This window comes from Stenotrophomonas bentonitica (assembly GCF_013185915.1).
In the GTDB taxonomy this organism is placed as follows: domain Bacteria; phylum Pseudomonadota; class Gammaproteobacteria; order Xanthomonadales; family Xanthomonadaceae; genus Stenotrophomonas; species Stenotrophomonas bentonitica.
In genome coordinates this window covers 2,438,267-2,454,355 of record NZ_JAAZUH010000001.1, presented here as the reverse complement: position 1 = coordinate 2,454,355, position 16,089 = coordinate 2,438,267, and the positions used below count along the sequence as shown (strand labels likewise).

General features: G+C 67.8%; 8 protein-coding genes and 1 riboswitch. Of the genes, 6 read left to right on the top strand and 2 right to left on the bottom strand.

Translation table 11 applies throughout. The features are described 5' to 3' along the window. Positions 1-16: 16 nt before the first annotated feature. The 4 genes from HGB51_RS10815 (at position 17) to HGB51_RS10800 (ending at position 9,652) form a co-directional block, all read left to right on the top strand. Positions 17-1,801 (top strand): autotransporter assembly complex protein TamA, encoded by a 1,785-nt coding sequence (locus HGB51_RS10815; RefSeq protein ID WP_070208890.1) that lies wholly within the window; start codon positions 17-19, stop codon positions 1,799-1,801. Continuing rightward, a complete protein-coding gene (locus tag HGB51_RS10810) occupies positions 1,798-5,637 on the top strand; it encodes a translocation/assembly module TamB domain-containing protein (protein WP_070208891.1) in 3,840 nt (1,279 codons plus the stop codon). Before HGB51_RS10815 ends, HGB51_RS10810 begins: the two co-directional genes overlap by 4 nt. 880 nt (positions 5,638-6,517) lie before the next feature. Next, positions 6,518-6,805: a SymE family type I addiction module toxin gene (locus HGB51_RS10805; protein WP_070209285.1), complete on the top strand. Its 288-nt coding sequence runs from the start codon at positions 6,518-6,520 to the stop codon at positions 6,803-6,805. Between the two features lie 699 nt (positions 6,806-7,504). Further along, positions 7,505-9,652: a S46 family peptidase gene (locus tag HGB51_RS10800; RefSeq protein ID WP_070209286.1), complete on the top strand. Its 2,148-nt coding sequence runs from the start codon at positions 7,505-7,507 to the stop codon at positions 9,650-9,652. A gap of 13 nt (positions 9,653-9,665) precedes the next feature. Here the strand turns inward: HGB51_RS10800 and HGB51_RS10795 are convergent, their stop codons facing one another. Then, positions 9,666-10,397, bottom strand: coding sequence for a hypothetical protein (locus tag HGB51_RS10795; protein WP_141739221.1), 732 nt, complete (start codon positions 10,395-10,397; stop codon positions 9,666-9,668). 143 nt (positions 10,398-10,540) lie between these two features. Between HGB51_RS10795 and HGB51_RS10790 the strand changes: the two genes are divergently transcribed. Next, positions 10,541-13,987: a hybrid sensor histidine kinase/response regulator gene (locus HGB51_RS10790; RefSeq protein ID WP_070209292.1), complete on the top strand. Its 3,447-nt coding sequence runs from the start codon at positions 10,541-10,543 to the stop codon at positions 13,985-13,987. Between the two features lie 76 nt (positions 13,988-14,063). Continuing rightward, positions 14,064-15,194 carry a hypothetical protein gene (locus HGB51_RS10785; RefSeq protein WP_070209288.1) on the top strand — a complete coding sequence of 377 codons (1,131 nt, stop codon included), beginning with the start codon at positions 14,064-14,066 and terminating at the stop codon, positions 15,192-15,194. Between the two features lie 79 nt (positions 15,195-15,273). Here the strand turns inward: HGB51_RS10785 and HGB51_RS10780 are convergent, their stop codons facing one another. Beyond that, a complete protein-coding gene (locus HGB51_RS10780) occupies positions 15,274-15,852 on the bottom strand; it encodes a manganese efflux pump MntP (protein ID WP_070209289.1) in 579 nt (192 codons plus the stop codon). Between the two features lie 88 nt (positions 15,853-15,940). Further along, positions 15,941-16,032, bottom strand: a riboswitch (yybP-ykoY riboswitch). Positions 16,033-16,089 lie beyond the last annotated feature (57 nt).

The window sequence follows — 16,089 nt, the reverse complement described above, 5'->3', positions numbered from 1 at the left end:
CCGCTATCCTGTGTCCATGCCGCCCTTGAAACACCTCCTGCCCCTCCTGTTCCTGTCGCTGGCCCTCGCCACGACCGCGCACGCGCGCGGCACCATCGAGAAGGTCGACATCACCGGGTTGGACAGGGGCGACGACGCCGAGATCATCGAGAACATCGAAGTCTCGCTGTCGCTGTACGACACCATCGGGACGCCGCAGGGCGAGTCGCGGCTGGAGTACCTGCTTTCGCAGGCCGAGCGCCAGACCCGCCGCGCGCTGGAGCCGTTCGGCTACTACAACCCGGTGATCAAGGTGGAGAGCCCGCGCGAGGGCGACAACCTGCACGTGACCATCCATGTCGAGCGCGGCCCGCCGACCCTGGTGCGCCGCGAGAACATCGACATCACCGGTCCGGCGCAGCTGGACCAGTACCTGCAGGAAGACATCGAGAACTTCCGTCCGCGCAAGGGGCAGCGCTTCGAACACACCCGCTACGACGCCAGCCGCGTGACCATCACCCGGCGCCTGGCCGAACGTGGCTACTTCGATGCGGACTTCACCCAGCGCCGGGTGGAAATCACCCGCGCCGAGAATGCCGCCGACATCGACCTCACCTGGGACAGCGGCCGCCGCTACAACATGGGCGATATCCGCTTCCACCAGGACTACTTCGTGGATCGCCTGTTCGACCCGCTGGTGTACTGGGAGAAGGGTAGCTACTTCCATGAGGGCAAGCTCGATCGCCTGCGCGAGTCGCTGACCAAGCTCGACTACTTCAGCGTGATCGACATCCAGCCGCAGCCGGACCAGGCCGATGAAAACGGCAACGTGCCGGTGGACATCAACCTGACCCGCGCCAAGCGCACCATCTACACCGCCGGTGTGAGCTACGGCAGCGAAAGCGGATTCGGTGTGCGCGGTGGCCTGGAGCGGCGCTTCATGAACAGCCGCGGCCACAAGATGAACACCCAGCTCGACTACGCGCAGAAGCGCAAGAGCCTGGTCAGCACCTACCGGATTCCGGCGTTCAAGTGGCTGGACGGCTGGTATGGCTTCACCGCCAGCGCCTACGACGAGCAGACCGACTACATCGACCTGCGCAACTTCAAGCTGATCGCCAGCCGCAGTGGCGAGATCAACGAACACTGGACCGCGATCGCCTCGATCAACGCACTGCGCGAGCGCTGGCGCTATGCCTCGGGCACCGAGTTCACCAACGCCATCTACAACACCTCCACCCTGGTCTACCCGCAGCTGGTGGCCGACTACGTCAACGTGGACGACCGGCTGGCGCCGCGCAGCGGCATCAGCGGCACCGCCACGATGCGCGGTGGCATCGAAGGCGTGGGTTCGGATACCAGCTTCGTGCAGGCCAACGTGATGGCGCGCTGGTTCATTCCGGTGGGCGAGGCCGACCGCCTGATCCTGCGTGGCGAAGCCGGGACCACCTGGACCAGCGACCTGGTGGCGATGCCGCCCAGCCTGCGCTTCTTCGCCGGTGGCGACCGCAGCATCCGCGGTTACGCCTTCCGTGAGGTCGGGCCGCGTACGCCGCCGCCGGACAAGTTCGCGCTGGGCGCCAAGAACGTGGTGACCGCCTCGGCAGAATACGAGCATTACTTCAAGGGCGGTCCGTGGGGCGGCGCGGTGTTCGTCGACACCGGCAGCGCGTTCGACAACACCATCGACCTGCATACCGGCGTGGGCTTCGGCGTGCGTTGGAAGTCGCCGGTGGGCCCGGTGCGCGTGGATATCGCGCACGGCCTGAACAACCCCGACTCGCAGTTCCAGTTGTACCTGAGCATCGGAGCGGACCTGTGAGCACGCCGACCCCGACCCCCGCCACCCCGCCGCCGCCGCGCGTGCGCTTCTACCGCAAGCGCCGCTTCTGGGCGTGGTCGGGCTTCACCGTGCTGGGCCTGGTGCTGCTGGCGCTGATGCTGGTGTACTGGCTGCTGCAGACCGTGGCCGGGCGCGACGTGCTGCTGGCCCAGGTGGTGGCGCGGCTGCCGGCCGGCGCTACGCTGACCTGGAGCCGGATCGAAGGCCCGGTGTCCGGACCGCTGGTGCTGCACGACCTGGATTTCCGTTACGACGACATCCACTTCACCGCCGAGCGTGCCTATCTGGACCCGGACATCCGGCCGCTGCTCGGTCGCAAGCTGCAGCTGGACGCGCTGCAGATCAAGAACGCCACGTTGAACCTCGCCAAGAGCGATGAGCCGTTCGAGATGCCGTCGTGGCCCGGTTCGCTGCCGCAGATCGAGATGCCGCTGGCGATCCAGGCCGACACCATCATCATCGACGGCTTCCGCGTCACCCAGGCGCAGGAACCGCTGATCGACATCACCAAGCTGCGCGGTGGGCTGGAAATCGCCAATGGCGAATTCCGCGCGCGCCAGCTGAAGGTGGACAGCAACCTGGGCGACTTCCGCGTGGACGGGCATTACCTGCCCGGCAACGACTACACCACCGACATCACCATCGGGGCATCGCTGCCGGCACCGCGCGGGCGTACCCCGGCGAAACTGGGGCTGGTGGCGCGCGGCAACCTGGGCCGCATGGAAATCGCGCTGGCCGGGCATGCGCCGGCACCGCTGCAGGCCAGCCTGGTGTTCGAAGGCCGCGACGAGCCGGTGTGGAAGGCCAGTGCACGCAGCAAGGAACTGGACCTGGCGCTGCTTGTGCCGGGCATGGACCCGGCCAGCGTGCCGCTGTCGCTGGACTTCACCGCGACCGGCAAGGGCGGGCAGGCCAACCTGCAGGGGCGCATCCAGCAGGGCGACCTGGCGGTGGAACTGGCGCCGTCGAACGTGGGCCTGGCCGACCAGGTGCTGACGGTGTCGCCGCTGGTGGTGAAGGGCTTTGGTGGACAGGCGCGCCTGCAGGGCACCGCTGATTTCACCGACCGCGAAAACGCGAGCCTGCGGTTCTCGATCGTGGCGCACGACCTGACCTTCGTACCGGAAGCGGACACCACCACGCCCGGCGCGGCCAAGCCGGTGCCGGTGACGCTGAAGGAAGCGCGCATGGGCCTGGCCGGCACGCTCAAGGCGTGGGCGGCGGTGGGCACGGCGTCGGTGGCGCGTGAGCAGCAGTCGGCCAACCTGGACTTCGACATCCGCGGCAGCGACACGGCCGCGTTGATCAAGCGCCTGCAGGCGAAAACGCCGGGCGGTGCGCTGGATGTCACCGGCCAGGTGGCGTGGTCGCCGCAGCTGGACTGGGACGTGGCGGCGAACCTGGCGGCGTTCGACCCGGGCTATTTCGTGCCGGGCTGGGACGGGCGCCTGTCGGGCTCAGTGGCCTCCAAGGGCCGCCAGCTGCCGGTGCCGGCGGGCAGCCCGGCCGGCACGGCCGCGAGCTATGAGGCGACGGTGGACGTGCCGGGGATCCGCGGCACGCTGCGCAACCGCAACGTGGACGCGCAGGGCCGCTTCGCGCTGCGCGGGCAGCAGGGCGAGGGCAACGTGCGCCTGGCGGTGGGCAACAGCCGGCTGACCGCGCGCGGCAGCGTGGGCGACCGGCTGGACGTGCAGGCGCAGCTGGAACCGGTGCAGCTGGACGACCTGATGCCGGGCAGTACCGGCACGCTGCGCGGCTCGGTGCAGGTGCGCGGGCCGCGCACGGCGCCGGACATCACCGCCGACCTGGTCGGCAGTGGCCTGCGTTACAACGATTGGAGTGCTGAAGCGCTGAGCATCCGCGGCCGCCTGCCGTGGCAGGGCAGCAATGGCACGCTGGCGCTGCAGGGTACGAAGGTGCAGGTCGGGATGTTGCTGGACACGCTCAACGTGGACGCAACCGGCAGCGTCTCCAACCTGCGGCTGGACGCACAGGCGAAGAACGAACTGGGCGCAGTGGCGCTGCAGGGCGGCGTGCGCCAGCAGGGCAATGCCTGGCGTGGCGACCTCTCCGCGCTGCGCATCGCGCCGGTCAAGGGCGATCCGTGGGCGTTGCGCGAGTCGTCTACGTTCAGCGTTCAAGGCAGTAATTTCACGCTGAGCGATACCTGCCTGGGTGCGGCCACCGGTGGCGCGCTGTGCGCGAGCGCGAACTGGCCGCGCGATGGGCTGGTGGTGCGCGGTGACGCGCTGCCGCTGGCGCTGGTGCAGCCATGGCTGCCGCCGCAGTCGGGGCGGCGCCTGTACCTGCGTGGCGAGCTCACTTTGGATGGTCGCATCCGTCCGCGTGGCAACGCGTGGGAAGGCAGTGCGAAGATCGCGTCGCTGGAAGGCGGCATCCGCCTGGGCGACAACGCGCGCGGTGAGCTGGTGCGTTACGACCAGTTCTCGGCGACGCTGGAGATGACGCCGGCGCAGATCAACGCGAAGCTGGGCGTGGGCTTCCAGGGCAATGGCTTCGTCGATGCGAAGGTGCAGACGGGCTGGGATGCGAATGCGCCGCTCAATGGCGAGCTGTACCTCAACATGTCGCGGTTGTACTGGCTGGAGCTGTTCTCGCCGGACATCGTGCGGCCGACCGGTCTGATCGAAGGTCATGTGAGCCTGCGTGGCACGCGCGGTACGCCGTCGCTGGGTGGCGATGCGAAGCTGAGCAACTTCAAGGCTGAGCTTCCGGCGCTGGGCCTGACTTTCGACCAGGGCAGCGGCAGTTTCGTCGCGCAGCCGGACGGTTCGGCCAAGATCACGGCGCAGGCGAACTCGGGCAAGGGCACGTTGTTCGTCGATGGCGGCTTGTCGTGGTTCGGTGATGCGCAGCCATTGCAGCTGCACATCCACGGGGAAAACGTGTTGTTGTCGAACACGCCGGAACTGCGGATCGTGGCCAACCCGAACCTGGACTTCACGCTGGAAGCGGCGGCGATGAAGCTGCGCGGCACGGTGCACGTGCCGGAAGCGGACCTGGACCTGGAGCGGCTGGATCGCGGCACGTCGGTGTCTGAAGATGTGGTTGTGCTGGACCCGGCCGATCCGGAAGAGGGGCCGAGCTCGCCGCTGGACATGGACCTGACGGTAAGCCTGGGCGACAACGTGCGGATGGCGGGGTTCGGTCTGAAGGGCGGGTTGAGCGGGAAGATGCAGGTGTGGTCGCGGCCGGGTCGTGAGATGACGGCCAACGGTGCGCTGGAAGTGAGCGGGCGCTACAAGGCGTACGGTCAGGACCTGACAATTACGCGCGGCAACCTCAACTGGAACTTCAACCCGGTCTCGGACCCGCGCATCAACATCCGTGCGGAGCGCCGGGTGGGCGATGTCACGGCGGGCATCGATGTGACCGGGCGTGCGCAGTCACCGCGGGTGGATGTGTGGTCGGACCCGGCGATGTCGCAGTCGGAAGCGCTGGCGTTCCTGGTGCTGGGTCGCAGCCTCACGGGCGCGAGCAGCGACCAGACGCAGCAGGTCACGGCGGCGTCGGCGGCGCTTTCGGCCGGCAGTGGCCTGCTGGCGTCGCAGCTGGGCGCGAAGCTCGGCCTGGATGATGCGGGTGTCAGCCAGTCGCGCGCGCTGGGCGGTTCGGTGATCGGCTTCGGCAAGTACATCTCGCCCAAGTTATACGTGGGCTACGGCGTTTCGCTGGTGGGCAGCGGTTCGGTGATTACGCTGAAGTACCTGCTGCGGCGTGGCTTCGACATTGAAGTGGAATCCAGCACCGTGGAAAACCGTGGTTCCATCAACTGGCGTAGAGAGAAGTAGAGCCGGGCTCTGCCCGGCTGCTGTTGGATTCAGGCGAACAGCCGCCGTCTGCAAAGTTCTCCTGGTCAGGGCCGTCGGGTGCGGGTTTGTGGGGGACGCTGCAAGTACGTCCATGTAAGCTCATCGCCGCTTGCACGTGTGCGCTGTCCTGCGCACACGGCAAGACCGGGGTTGGGCTCCTGCCCAACCCGTCGGGCGCATGCGCCCGACCCATGCGGCTCGTGCCCCCTCAAACCCACCCCCGCCGACCCTCCGACAGTGCGTCGGTGGCCACGGGAAATGCCGATGCCGATCATTTCCATGCGTCAACGAACGCGGATGATTTCACGGCGGTCGTTTGGGAACCGAGCCTACCACGGGGCATCCGGATGCCTCTACGAATGACGCTTTCAATCGCAGGTAGGGTCGCGCCCCAGCCGACCGCCGATAACTCCCCAACATCCGATGGGGCATTGCAAACATCGGAACCGCCTGCATCCGCACGCGCAATCCATGCCAAAAACGGCAAGAAAAAAATGGCGCTTCACAACTGAAAACGCGTTGGAAATGATACGCCGCGATACGCATCACACTCTGTGATGCGCATGCGCCACAACGCCTAGCGCCCGCATCTGGATCATTCCCGACATCGTCTTAGGCACAGTCAATCGAACCGCGCGTTTCAACAGAAACAATCGAATTGAGCTAACTTCGCCACGTCCGCATGGTGGACCCGAGGAGTTTGATAGCTCCGTAGATAGAGGATGGACGCAACATGTCGGGTGGGTGGCGAAATACAAAACCCTCGCGGAAATACGTCGCACCGTTCCTATCTGCACGGCTATCAACCTCCCGACTCCCTCGCCATTCCGGCGAGGGAGACATCCAGGAGATGCCTACCATGCATGACCACGAACGTGATTCATCCGCCGGCACCCAACCGCGTGTCATCTACCACTGGCGCACGCCCCGAACTGTCCTTGTCGGCACGATCCGCCACGACGACCACGAACCCGAACCGGGCGAAATCCTGATCCCGTCCCTCCACCTGCGCGGCATGTGGCTGGCCACCGCGGGCATCGAACCCGGCGCGCGACTCACGGTGCAGGTTGCACCCGGTTGCGTGTTGCTTCGCACCCTGAAGCCCACCGTGCGCAGAGCCTGCCGTCGCGCAGGCTGGTACGCGTAATGCCGTGGGCCGGGCTCCGGCCCGGCCCTGCGCGGCCAGCGCTGTTGGTAGGGTCGCGCCCCAGCCGACTGCCGATAACAACCCCGCGCCCGGTAACGGCATTGCACCGATCAGACATCAAGCCTCCGTCAGGCCCGGGATTGCACGGGCCCCTGCGTCAAAGCGATAGCGCACACGGTCGGCGGTTGTTTGGGAACCAACCCTACCGAACCCGCCTCATCCCGGTGCCGCGTAGCGACACGCCGTGCGTGTCCACCGTAAACCGCGCAGCAGAGATTCGTGTCGACCGCAGGTCGGCACACCGGCGTTTCCCATGGCCCGCGACCAACTATCGAAGGGTCGGCGGGGTGGGTTGGTGGGGGAATGAGCCGCATGGATGCGGCGACTTAGCCCCCATGGATGGGTTTACGGCGTCCCCCACCAACCCACCCCCGACGGCCCACGCCAGGGAAACCTCGCAGACCTGGGCTGTTCGCCTGAACCCAACAGCAGCCGGGCGGAGCCCGGCTCTACGGATGGCATGCAACCCGAGCAGCCGGGCAGGGCCCGGCTCTACGGTCGGTCTTTCATTTCAATGGCGCGTGGCGACGCGTTCGTCGGTCGGGCGTGTCATTTTGGCTGCGGCGCGACCATCGGGCGTTGCCCCAATCGCCCCCAGTGGCTAAGGTGCCCCCTCGTTCCGCCGTACTGGATGCACCCATGCCTGCACGCAAGCCCCTCAGCGCCGCCCTGGCGCTTGGCCTCACCCTCGCTGCCGCCGCCCATGCCGACGAGGGCATGTGGATGCCGACCCAGCTGCCGGACCTGGCCAAGCCGCTGAAGGCCGCCGGCTTCAAGGGCAACCCCGCCGACCTGGCCAACGTGACCGCGCCGCCGCTGAGCGCCGTGGTCCGCGCCGGAGGCGGTACCGGCTCGTTCGTCTCCGCCGACGGCCTGCTGCTGACCAACCACCACGTCGCCATGGGCGTGATCCAGTACAACACCACGCCCGAGCACAACCTGATCGACGGCGGCTTCATCGCACAGGGCCGCGCCGACGAACGCCCCTCCAACCCCGACTTCCGCGTGCTGGTCACCACCGGCTTCGACAAGGTCACCGATGAAGTGCTGCGCGACGCCCGCGGCAAGACCGGCCGTGCCTACTTCGACGCCGTCGACCGCGCCAGCAAGCGCCTCGTGGCCGAGTGCGAGGCCGAAGGCAACGTGCGTTGCAGCGTCGCCGACATGTACTACGGCACCGACTTCTACCGCATCCGCCAGCTCGAACTGAGCGACGTCCGCCTGGTCTACGCACCGCCGCGCGCCATCGGCAACTACGGCGACGAGATCGACAACTTCATGTGGCCGCGCCACACCGGCGACTTCACCCTGCTGCGCGCCTACGTCGGCAAGGACGGCAAGCCTGCCGCCTACAGCCCCGACAACGTGCCCTACCACCCGCCGGCGCACCTGAAGATGTCCATCGACGGTCCCAAGACCGGCGACTACGCCATGCTCGCCGGATACCCCGGCATCACCTACCGCCACCGCACTGCCGCCGAATTCGCCGGCCAGATCGACGCCGTACTGCCGCGCCGCGTGGCCGTGTTCCAGCAGCTGATCGACACCATCGAAGCGGCCACCGCCAAGGACGCCCAGGCACGTACCCGCTACGCCGCCCAGCTGCAGTCGCTGAAGAACAACCGCAAGCGCGCCGCCGGCGAGCTCGAAGGCCTGCTGCGCAGCGACGCCAAGGCCCAGCGTGCCGCCGACGAAGCCGCCATGCTGCAGGCCACCGACGCCGCCTACCGCCCCGACATCCAGGCCCTGTTCGGCACCCTCTCGCAAGGCGCCTCGATGGGCGAGCGCGATTTCGTGCTGGAACAGGCCGCCAGCCAGAGCCAGCTGCTGCGCTCGGCGCTGATGCTCGAGCGCCTGCGCATCGAGTCGGCCAAGCCCGACGCCGAGCGCGAAAGCGGCTACCAGCAGCGCGACCTGGCGCTGATCGAAGGCACCCTCAAGCAGGTCCAGCGCCGTTACGCACCCGAGGTGGAAAAGGCGCTGCTGACCGACCTGTTCACCCGCTACCAGCAGCTGCCCGACGCGCAGCGCGTGCCCGAGTTCGACGCCGCGTTCGGCCGTACCCCGACCGCGCTGGCCAAGGCCCTGGACACCCTGTACGCCGGTACCCGGCTGGGTGACGAAAGCGAGCGCCTGTCGCGCTTCGCCGCCGCGAAGGAAGGCAAGCCGCTCGCGCACGACCCGCTGATCGACCTGGCCGGCCCGCTGGTCGCCGTGCAGCTGCGCCTGGACGACGAGCGCAAGACCCGCGAAGGCGAACAGCTGCGCCTGCGCCCGGCCTACATGCAGGCCCTGTTCGCGTGGCGGGCCAAGCAGGGCCGCGCCGTGTACCCGGACGCCAACCGCACCCTGCGCATCAGCTACGGCAAGGTCGAAGCGCTGTCGCCGCGCGACGCAGTGCACTTCGACCCGGTCACCACCGTGGCCGGCATCGTCGAGAAGAACACCAACGCCTATCCGTTCGACGCGCCCAAGCCGCTGCTCGCGGCGATCGCCAAGGGCGACTTCGGCAGCACCGCCGACCCGGTGCTGGAGACCCAGACCGTGAACTTCCTGACCAACCTCGACACCACCGGCGGCAACTCCGGCTCGCCGGTGCTGAACGCACGCGGCGAGCTGATCGGGCTGAACTTCGACAGCAACTGGGAGTCGGTCAGTGCCAGCTGGTGGTTCGACCCGCGCTTCAAGCGCGCCGTGCACGTGGACATGCGCTACCTGCGCTGGCTGCTGGCCAAGGTCTACCCGGCGCCGGAACTGCTGAAGGAAATGGGCGTGCCGGCCGAGTAAGGCCGGCCGCCGTTTACTGCGGGGTGAGGGGCCACACGTTCTTCCATTCCATCTGAACCGGGGCGCGCCGCAGGTCCGGTTCATTGCCTAGCGGGTTGCTGGGATCCCAGACATTCGGGTTGGCAGTTGCGTCGGAGACCTCGGGGAGCGACATCGCCGCGTCCCACGCCGCGATGTGCACCTTTACACCGCCAAGATGCCTGCCGGGCAGGGCGGGCAGTTCCTGCGAAGCGAGGACCGCAACCTCGCTCGGCTGCACGCCGGCAAGCATCGCCCTCACCAGCAGATCGGCAGCGACCGTATGAACGGACCGTTCCCACCCCCCCGCCGGCGGGGGGAACGGCAGCTGCGCGAACTCGCGCCGCGCCTCCCGTAGCAGGCGGGCGTGGACATGGCTCTGTGGCCGGTAGCTGCCCGGATCGCCCACGCTCCGCATGCGCTGGGCATTGCGTACTTCGCAGAGGTAATGCAGCTGCTGAAGCATGTGCGCATCGCTTTCGGTAAGTGGGCCGCGCTGCGCGCCGTCGCTGTGCTGGGTCAGGCCTTGATACGCCTTGGCCAGCGGGCAAGGGTTGCCTGGGTCCACGGGCGGTGGCGAGTAGGTCTTGGGCGGAACGTTCCGGACCGACAACAGCATGAAATCCAGGTCGCGCAGCGCAACCGTGCGGTATTCCTCCGACAGCGAGGCTTCCAGGCGTTGGCGCAGCAGCGGGCTCAACGGGTCGCGGACGGTGGCAACAGGCATCGCAGCTTCCTTCAAAAGATGGGCCTGCACGCTGACCGCCACGGCCTGCCCGGACAAGCGGCAAACGCGACGCGCGCCTGTCGTCTGTGCCCACTGCCCGTCCCAGCGGCTACACTCCGGTCTGCCCTTGGGGAAACGTGCGCGTGGTTTCCAGCTGGATCCTGCTCCTGGTGTCGGTGGCCTACGCCGCGCTGCTGTTTGGCGTGGCCTGGTGGGGCGACCGGCGCCCGATGTACCCCGACCGCCCGTGGCTGCGCCCGGTGGTCTACAGCCTGGCGCTGGCGGTGTACTGCTCGTCGTGGACTTTCTACGGCGCGGTCGGCACGGCGGTGCGCAACGGCATCGGCTACCTGCCGATCTACCTGGGGCCGCTGCTGCTGTTGCTGTTCGGCTGGCGCATCATCGAGCGCCTGGCGCTGATCGCGCGCAGCCAGAACGTGGTTTCCATCGCCGATTTCATTTCCTCGCGCTTCGGCCGCTCGCGGCGGCTGGCCGCGCTGGTCGCGGTGATCGCGCTGATCGGCATCATTCCGTACCTGGCGCTGCAGTACAAAGCGGTGGCGATGAGCCTGCAGGTGCTGACCGGCCACGTGGGGCCGACCGGCTACTTCAGCGACCCGGCACTGTACGTGGCGCTGTTGATGGCATTGTTCGCCACCCTGTTCGGCACCCGCCAGGTGGATGCCACCGAGCACCACCACGGCATGATGCTGGCGATCGCGCTGGAGTCGATGATCAAGCTGATCGCGATGGTCGCGCTGGGCCTGTTCGCCTACCTGTGGCTGGCCGACCGCGGTGAAACCGTGGTGCGCAGCGCGCATACGCTGTTCACCGGGCTGCCGCCGGTGGGCTTCATCTCGCAGACCCTGCTCAGCTTCCTGGCCATCGTCTGCCTGCCGCGCCAGTTCCACGTGGCGGTGGTGGAATGCGGCGACGTACGCGACGTGCGCCGCGCGCGCTGGATGTTCGGCGGGTACCTGGTGGTGATCTCGGCGATGGTGATTCCGATCGCCACCGCCGGCGTGACCCTGTTCGGCACCGGTGGCAGCGTCGCCGACGACAGCATGGTGCTGGCCCTGCCGCTGGCCGAAGGCCGCAAGTTCCTGGCCCTGGTCGCGTACGTGGGCGGCTTCTCGGCCGCGACCGGCATGGTCATCGTGGCCTCCATCGCACTGGCCACCATGGTCAGCAACGACCTGGTGATGCCGGTGCTGCTGCGCCGCAGTGGCGACCACCAGGAAGCGGCGGACATGGCCTCGCGGGTGCTGTGGATCCGGCGCCTGGCGATCCTGCTGCTGGCGATGGCGGCCTACAGCTACTACCGCGGCAGCAGCAACGACAGCACATTGGCCTCGTACGGGCTGATGGCGTTCGCGGCGGTGGCGCAGTTCGCGCCCGGGCTGATCGGCGGCCTGTACTGGCGCGGTGCCAGCCGCCGCGGCGTGGAAGCCGGCATCCTGCTCGGCTTCGGCACCTGGATCTATACGCTGCTGCTGCCCGCATTGACCCACGCCGGCTGGACCGACGGCAGCTGGCTGCGCGACGGGCCGTTCGGCATCAGCTGGCTGCAGCCCCAGGGCCTGTTCGGCATGACCGGCTGGGACCCGCTCACCCACGGCACGTTCTGGTCCCTGCTGATCAACGCCGCAGCGATGCTGCTGGTCTCGGTGCGCTGGCGACCCGGCGTGGACGAGCGCCTGCGCGCCGCGCCGTTCCTGGACCCTTACGCACAGCGCCCGTCGGTGGCCGGCGACTGGCCCGGCCACGTGCACGTGGGCGACCTGCTGGCGCTGGCCGCGCGCGTGGTCGGCGACCGCCATGCGCGGCGCTCGTTCTTCGAACAGGCGCAGTCGCTGGGCCGCGAGCTGCAGGCCTCGGCCGCCGCCGACCGCGCCTGGGTGCAGTTCACCGAGCGCCTGCTCGCCGCCTCGATCGGCGCGGCGTCGGCGCGGCTGCTGTTGACCAGCCTGCTGCGCGGCTCGGGCATGGACCTGGGCGAAGTGGTGGCGGTGCTGGACGAAGCCGGGCAGGACCTGCGCTTCAACCGCGAGATCCTCTCCACCACGCTGGAAAACATCAGCGCCGGGGTCAGCGTGGTCGACCCGGACATGCGCCTGACCGCCTGGAACCGCCGCTACCAGCAGATGTTCGGCTACCCCGACGGCATGCTCTACGTGGGCCGCCCGGTGGCCGACCTGATCCGCTACAACGCCGAGCGCGGCGAGCTGGGCGAGGGCGATATCGACGTGCAGATCAACCGGCGCATCGGCTACATGCGCGCCGGTTCGCCGCACATCTTCGAACGCACCCGCAGCGACGGCCGGGTGATCGAAATGCGCGGCCAGGCGCTGCCCGGCGGCGGTTACGTGACCAGCTACAACGACATCACCGATTACAAGCACGCCGAAAACGCGCTGCTGGAAGCCAACGAAACGCTGGAACAGCGCGTGGCCGAACGCTCGCACGAAGCCGAGGTGGCGCAGCAGTCCAAGACCCGCTTCCTGGCCGCGATCAGCCACGACGTGCTGCAGCCGCTCAACGCCGCGCGACTGTTCGCTTCGGCACTGCGCGACAGCCACCACAACAATGACGAGCAACGGCATCTGGCCGAACGCGTGGATGCATCGCTGCGCGCCGCCGAAGAACTGCTGGATGGCCTGCTCGACGTATCGCGACTGGACGCCGGCGGCCTGCACCCGGTGATCGGCGACTTCGACGTGAGCCTGCTGATGCGCGAGCTGGCCGCGCAGTACTCGCCGGTGGCGGCCGGGCGCGGCCTGCGCCTGGATCTGTTCGCGCGCCCGGCCTGGGTGCGCAGCGACCGCCGCCTGCTGCGCCGCGTGCTGCAGAACTTCCTGGCCAACGCGCTGCGCTACACCCGGCAGGGCCGCATCGTGCTGGCGGTGCGCCACCGTGGCGAGGAGATCGAACTGCAGGTGTGGGACACCGGCCCGGGCATTCCCGAGCACCACATGCAGCAGATCTTCAACGAGTTCCATCGCTACCAGCAGCCGTTCGACTGGGGCGAGCAGGGGTTGGGCCTGGGGCTTTCGATCTGCCAGCGCATCTCGCGCCTGCTCGACCATCGTCTCAATGCCCGCAGCCAGGTCGGCAGCGGCAGCATGTTCTCGATCCTGCTGCCGCGCGCGGCGGTGCCCGAACTGCCGCCGAGCGACGCGCCCGCCGCCGTGCCCGAACACAGCACGCGCACCGACTCGCTGGCCGGCATGCGCGTGCTGTGCGTGGACAACGACCAGGAAATCCTCGACGGCATGCGCGCGCTGCTCGGCCGCTGGCAGGTGCAGGTGATCACCGCGAGCACCGTGGACCAGGCATTGGAGGAGGTGCTGGCGCAGCCGGATGTGATGCTGGTGGACTACCACCTGCACGACCGCCTGGATGGATTGGACACCCTGGTGGCGCTGCGCGCGCAGGCCGGGCGCGACATTCCCGGGGCCCTGCTCACCGCCGATGGCCGCGACGAACTCAAGCGCATGGCACGCGACCGCGGTTACCGCCTGCTGACCAAGCCGATCAAGCCGGCCTCGCTGCGCGCGTACCTGGCGGCGCACTCGACCTTGAGAGGCTGAAGCCGACAGGCTTGCTGCAGTTTCGCGTTTGCGAGGCTTATGCTGCGCAGCCCAGCCACACTGCGCCGGTGCTCGCATGCCCGTTACCCTGTTACCCGATATCCGCTCCATGCGCATGCATGACGATGGTGCCTCCTTTGTCGCAGGCGCCGTGGGCTTCCTGGTGGGCGCTGGATTCGAGGCGGTGTTCCGTGGCTGCACCAATGCTGCAGGTCCGGCCTGGACCCTCGCCGAGGTGATCAAGCCCGGGCTCGTCTCCAGTTGGATGGCCGTCGGCTGTTTGAACGCGATGCGCTGCCTGGATCGGGAAACGCCGAGTCGCCAACTGCAGCCGCATGAGCGTGCGCTGGTGGATTACCCGGCCGTTCGCCAGCGACTGATTGACGTGGGCACCAGCGTTGAGGACCTGGACGCGTTGAAAGAACTGGCGGGCGCGCTTGAGGCGGAATTCAACTGGATGATCTCGCAGTTCAATGATTACTGCCGAAAGCGCAACACGCCGCCCAATCCACTGATGCCCGGGGTCATCCGCCACTTCTATCTGACTCATTGTGCCGAGCGGGGCGTGATGCTGCTGAGCAGCAAGGGCGCGACTGCGTGTTATCTGGTGGCGGCTCGCGAGGAGCAGCGACGCGCCATCGAAGATGGCATGAACCAGCCGGGTACGCGCGCGGGAACGGTGCTGCGTCAGCTGCACTTCCCGTATCTGCGCGTGGATCTGGCCAACAATGCACTGCGAGACGCGAATGCATTCGCGGCCGACGACTCCGGTGGCGAGATGTGCGTGCGCCCGGTGCAGACCTCCTTCGAGATTGGCCCGCTGGTTGAAGTTACAAACCGGCGCCTTACCGGGCACCATGGCGTGCGCAACAGGGGGAGCCGCCGGTCGACCGAGCTGAGCGCTGCCAGCACCTGCGCCAGCGCTCGCGTGACCCGCAGTCCGCGCCTGCGGCGGACACTTACGGACCTCGGCCTGCCGCCCTCCAGCCGCACGTGGCGGGAGCTGAACCGGATTGAAGAAGACCTTGCCGCGGGACGGCCTTGTGGGCATCTCATCGTCCACAACGGGAGGGAATACATGTCATGCGACATTCATCTGGAAGGGCGGCAAAGCCCCGGCCGCAATGCGTGGCGACTTTTGTACCTTAACTGCGGCGACGGCCACGAGCTGGTCGACATCGTCGATTACCACCGCCCGCGGTCCTAGGGGTTGCCCGCCAGCGGCGGGCACTACAGCGTCCGGGGTACGCATGACAATAGTGCCGGCCGCCGGCCGGCAACCCCGATCACCCCACTGCACCACTCAGGTGCTCATACAGAATCGCGCTACCCACCAGGATCAGGATCACGCCACCGGCAATCTCCGCACGCTTGCCGATCATGCTGCCCAGCACGCGGCCCAGCATGATGCCGGTGGTCACCATCACCAGCGTGCACAGGCCGATCACCGCCGCCATCACGCCGATATGCACGTCCAGGAAGGCCAGGCCCACGCCTACCGCCATCGCGTCGATGCTGGTGGCGAAACCGGTCACCGCCAGGTGCCAGAACCCGCGGTGCCTGTCCGCATCCTCGTCGGCTTCCTCCGCCTCCGGCTTCACGCCGTTGATGATCATGTGCACGCCCAGCGCGCCGAGCAGCACGAAGGCGATCCAGTGGTCGAACGATTCCACGTAGGAGGACGCGGCACGGCCCAGCAGCCAGCCGATCACCGGGGTGATCGCCTCGATCACGCCAAAGATCAGGCCCGCACGCAGGGCATCGGGGAAGCGCGGCCTGCGCATGGCCGCACCCTTGCCGACCGCGGCCGCGAAGGCATCGGTGGACATGGCAAAGCCGATCAACAACATCGAAATGGGAGACATCGGGGACACGAGCAGGTCGGGCAATGACGGGCAACGGCCCGCGTTCGCGCCCAACCTGTCGTTGCGCACGCGGACCGCTGGTCTCGCCAACCATGATGGCTGCCCGCACCACGGCGCACTGGCCGAGTATGTTGATGCGGGCGTTTCCCTTCAGCGGGAAACCGGCTACTCCCCAAGGGGACGCGAAGCTTAGCACCGCGAACGCGGATTACCTCGGAATGGGCGAATTGCGCAGGG

Coding starts and splice junctions, on each gene's coding strand:
- HGB51_RS10815 (WP_070208890.1), top strand. CDS start 17: ATGCCGCCCTTGAAACACCTCCTGCCCCTCCTGTTCCTGTCGCTGGCC.
- HGB51_RS10805 (WP_070209285.1), top strand. CDS start 6,518: ATGCATGACCACGAACGTGATTCATCCGCCGGCACCCAACCGCGTGTC.
- HGB51_RS10800 (WP_070209286.1), top strand. CDS start 7,505: ATGCCTGCACGCAAGCCCCTCAGCGCCGCCCTGGCGCTTGGCCTCACC.
- HGB51_RS10795 (WP_141739221.1), bottom strand. CDS start 10,397: ATGCCTGTTGCCACCGTCCGCGACCCGTTGAGCCCGCTGCTGCGCCAA.
- HGB51_RS10785 (WP_070209288.1), top strand. CDS start 14,064: ATGCCCGTTACCCTGTTACCCGATATCCGCTCCATGCGCATGCATGAC.
- HGB51_RS10780 (WP_070209289.1), bottom strand. CDS start 15,852: ATGTCTCCCATTTCGATGTTGTTGATCGGCTTTGCCATGTCCACCGAT.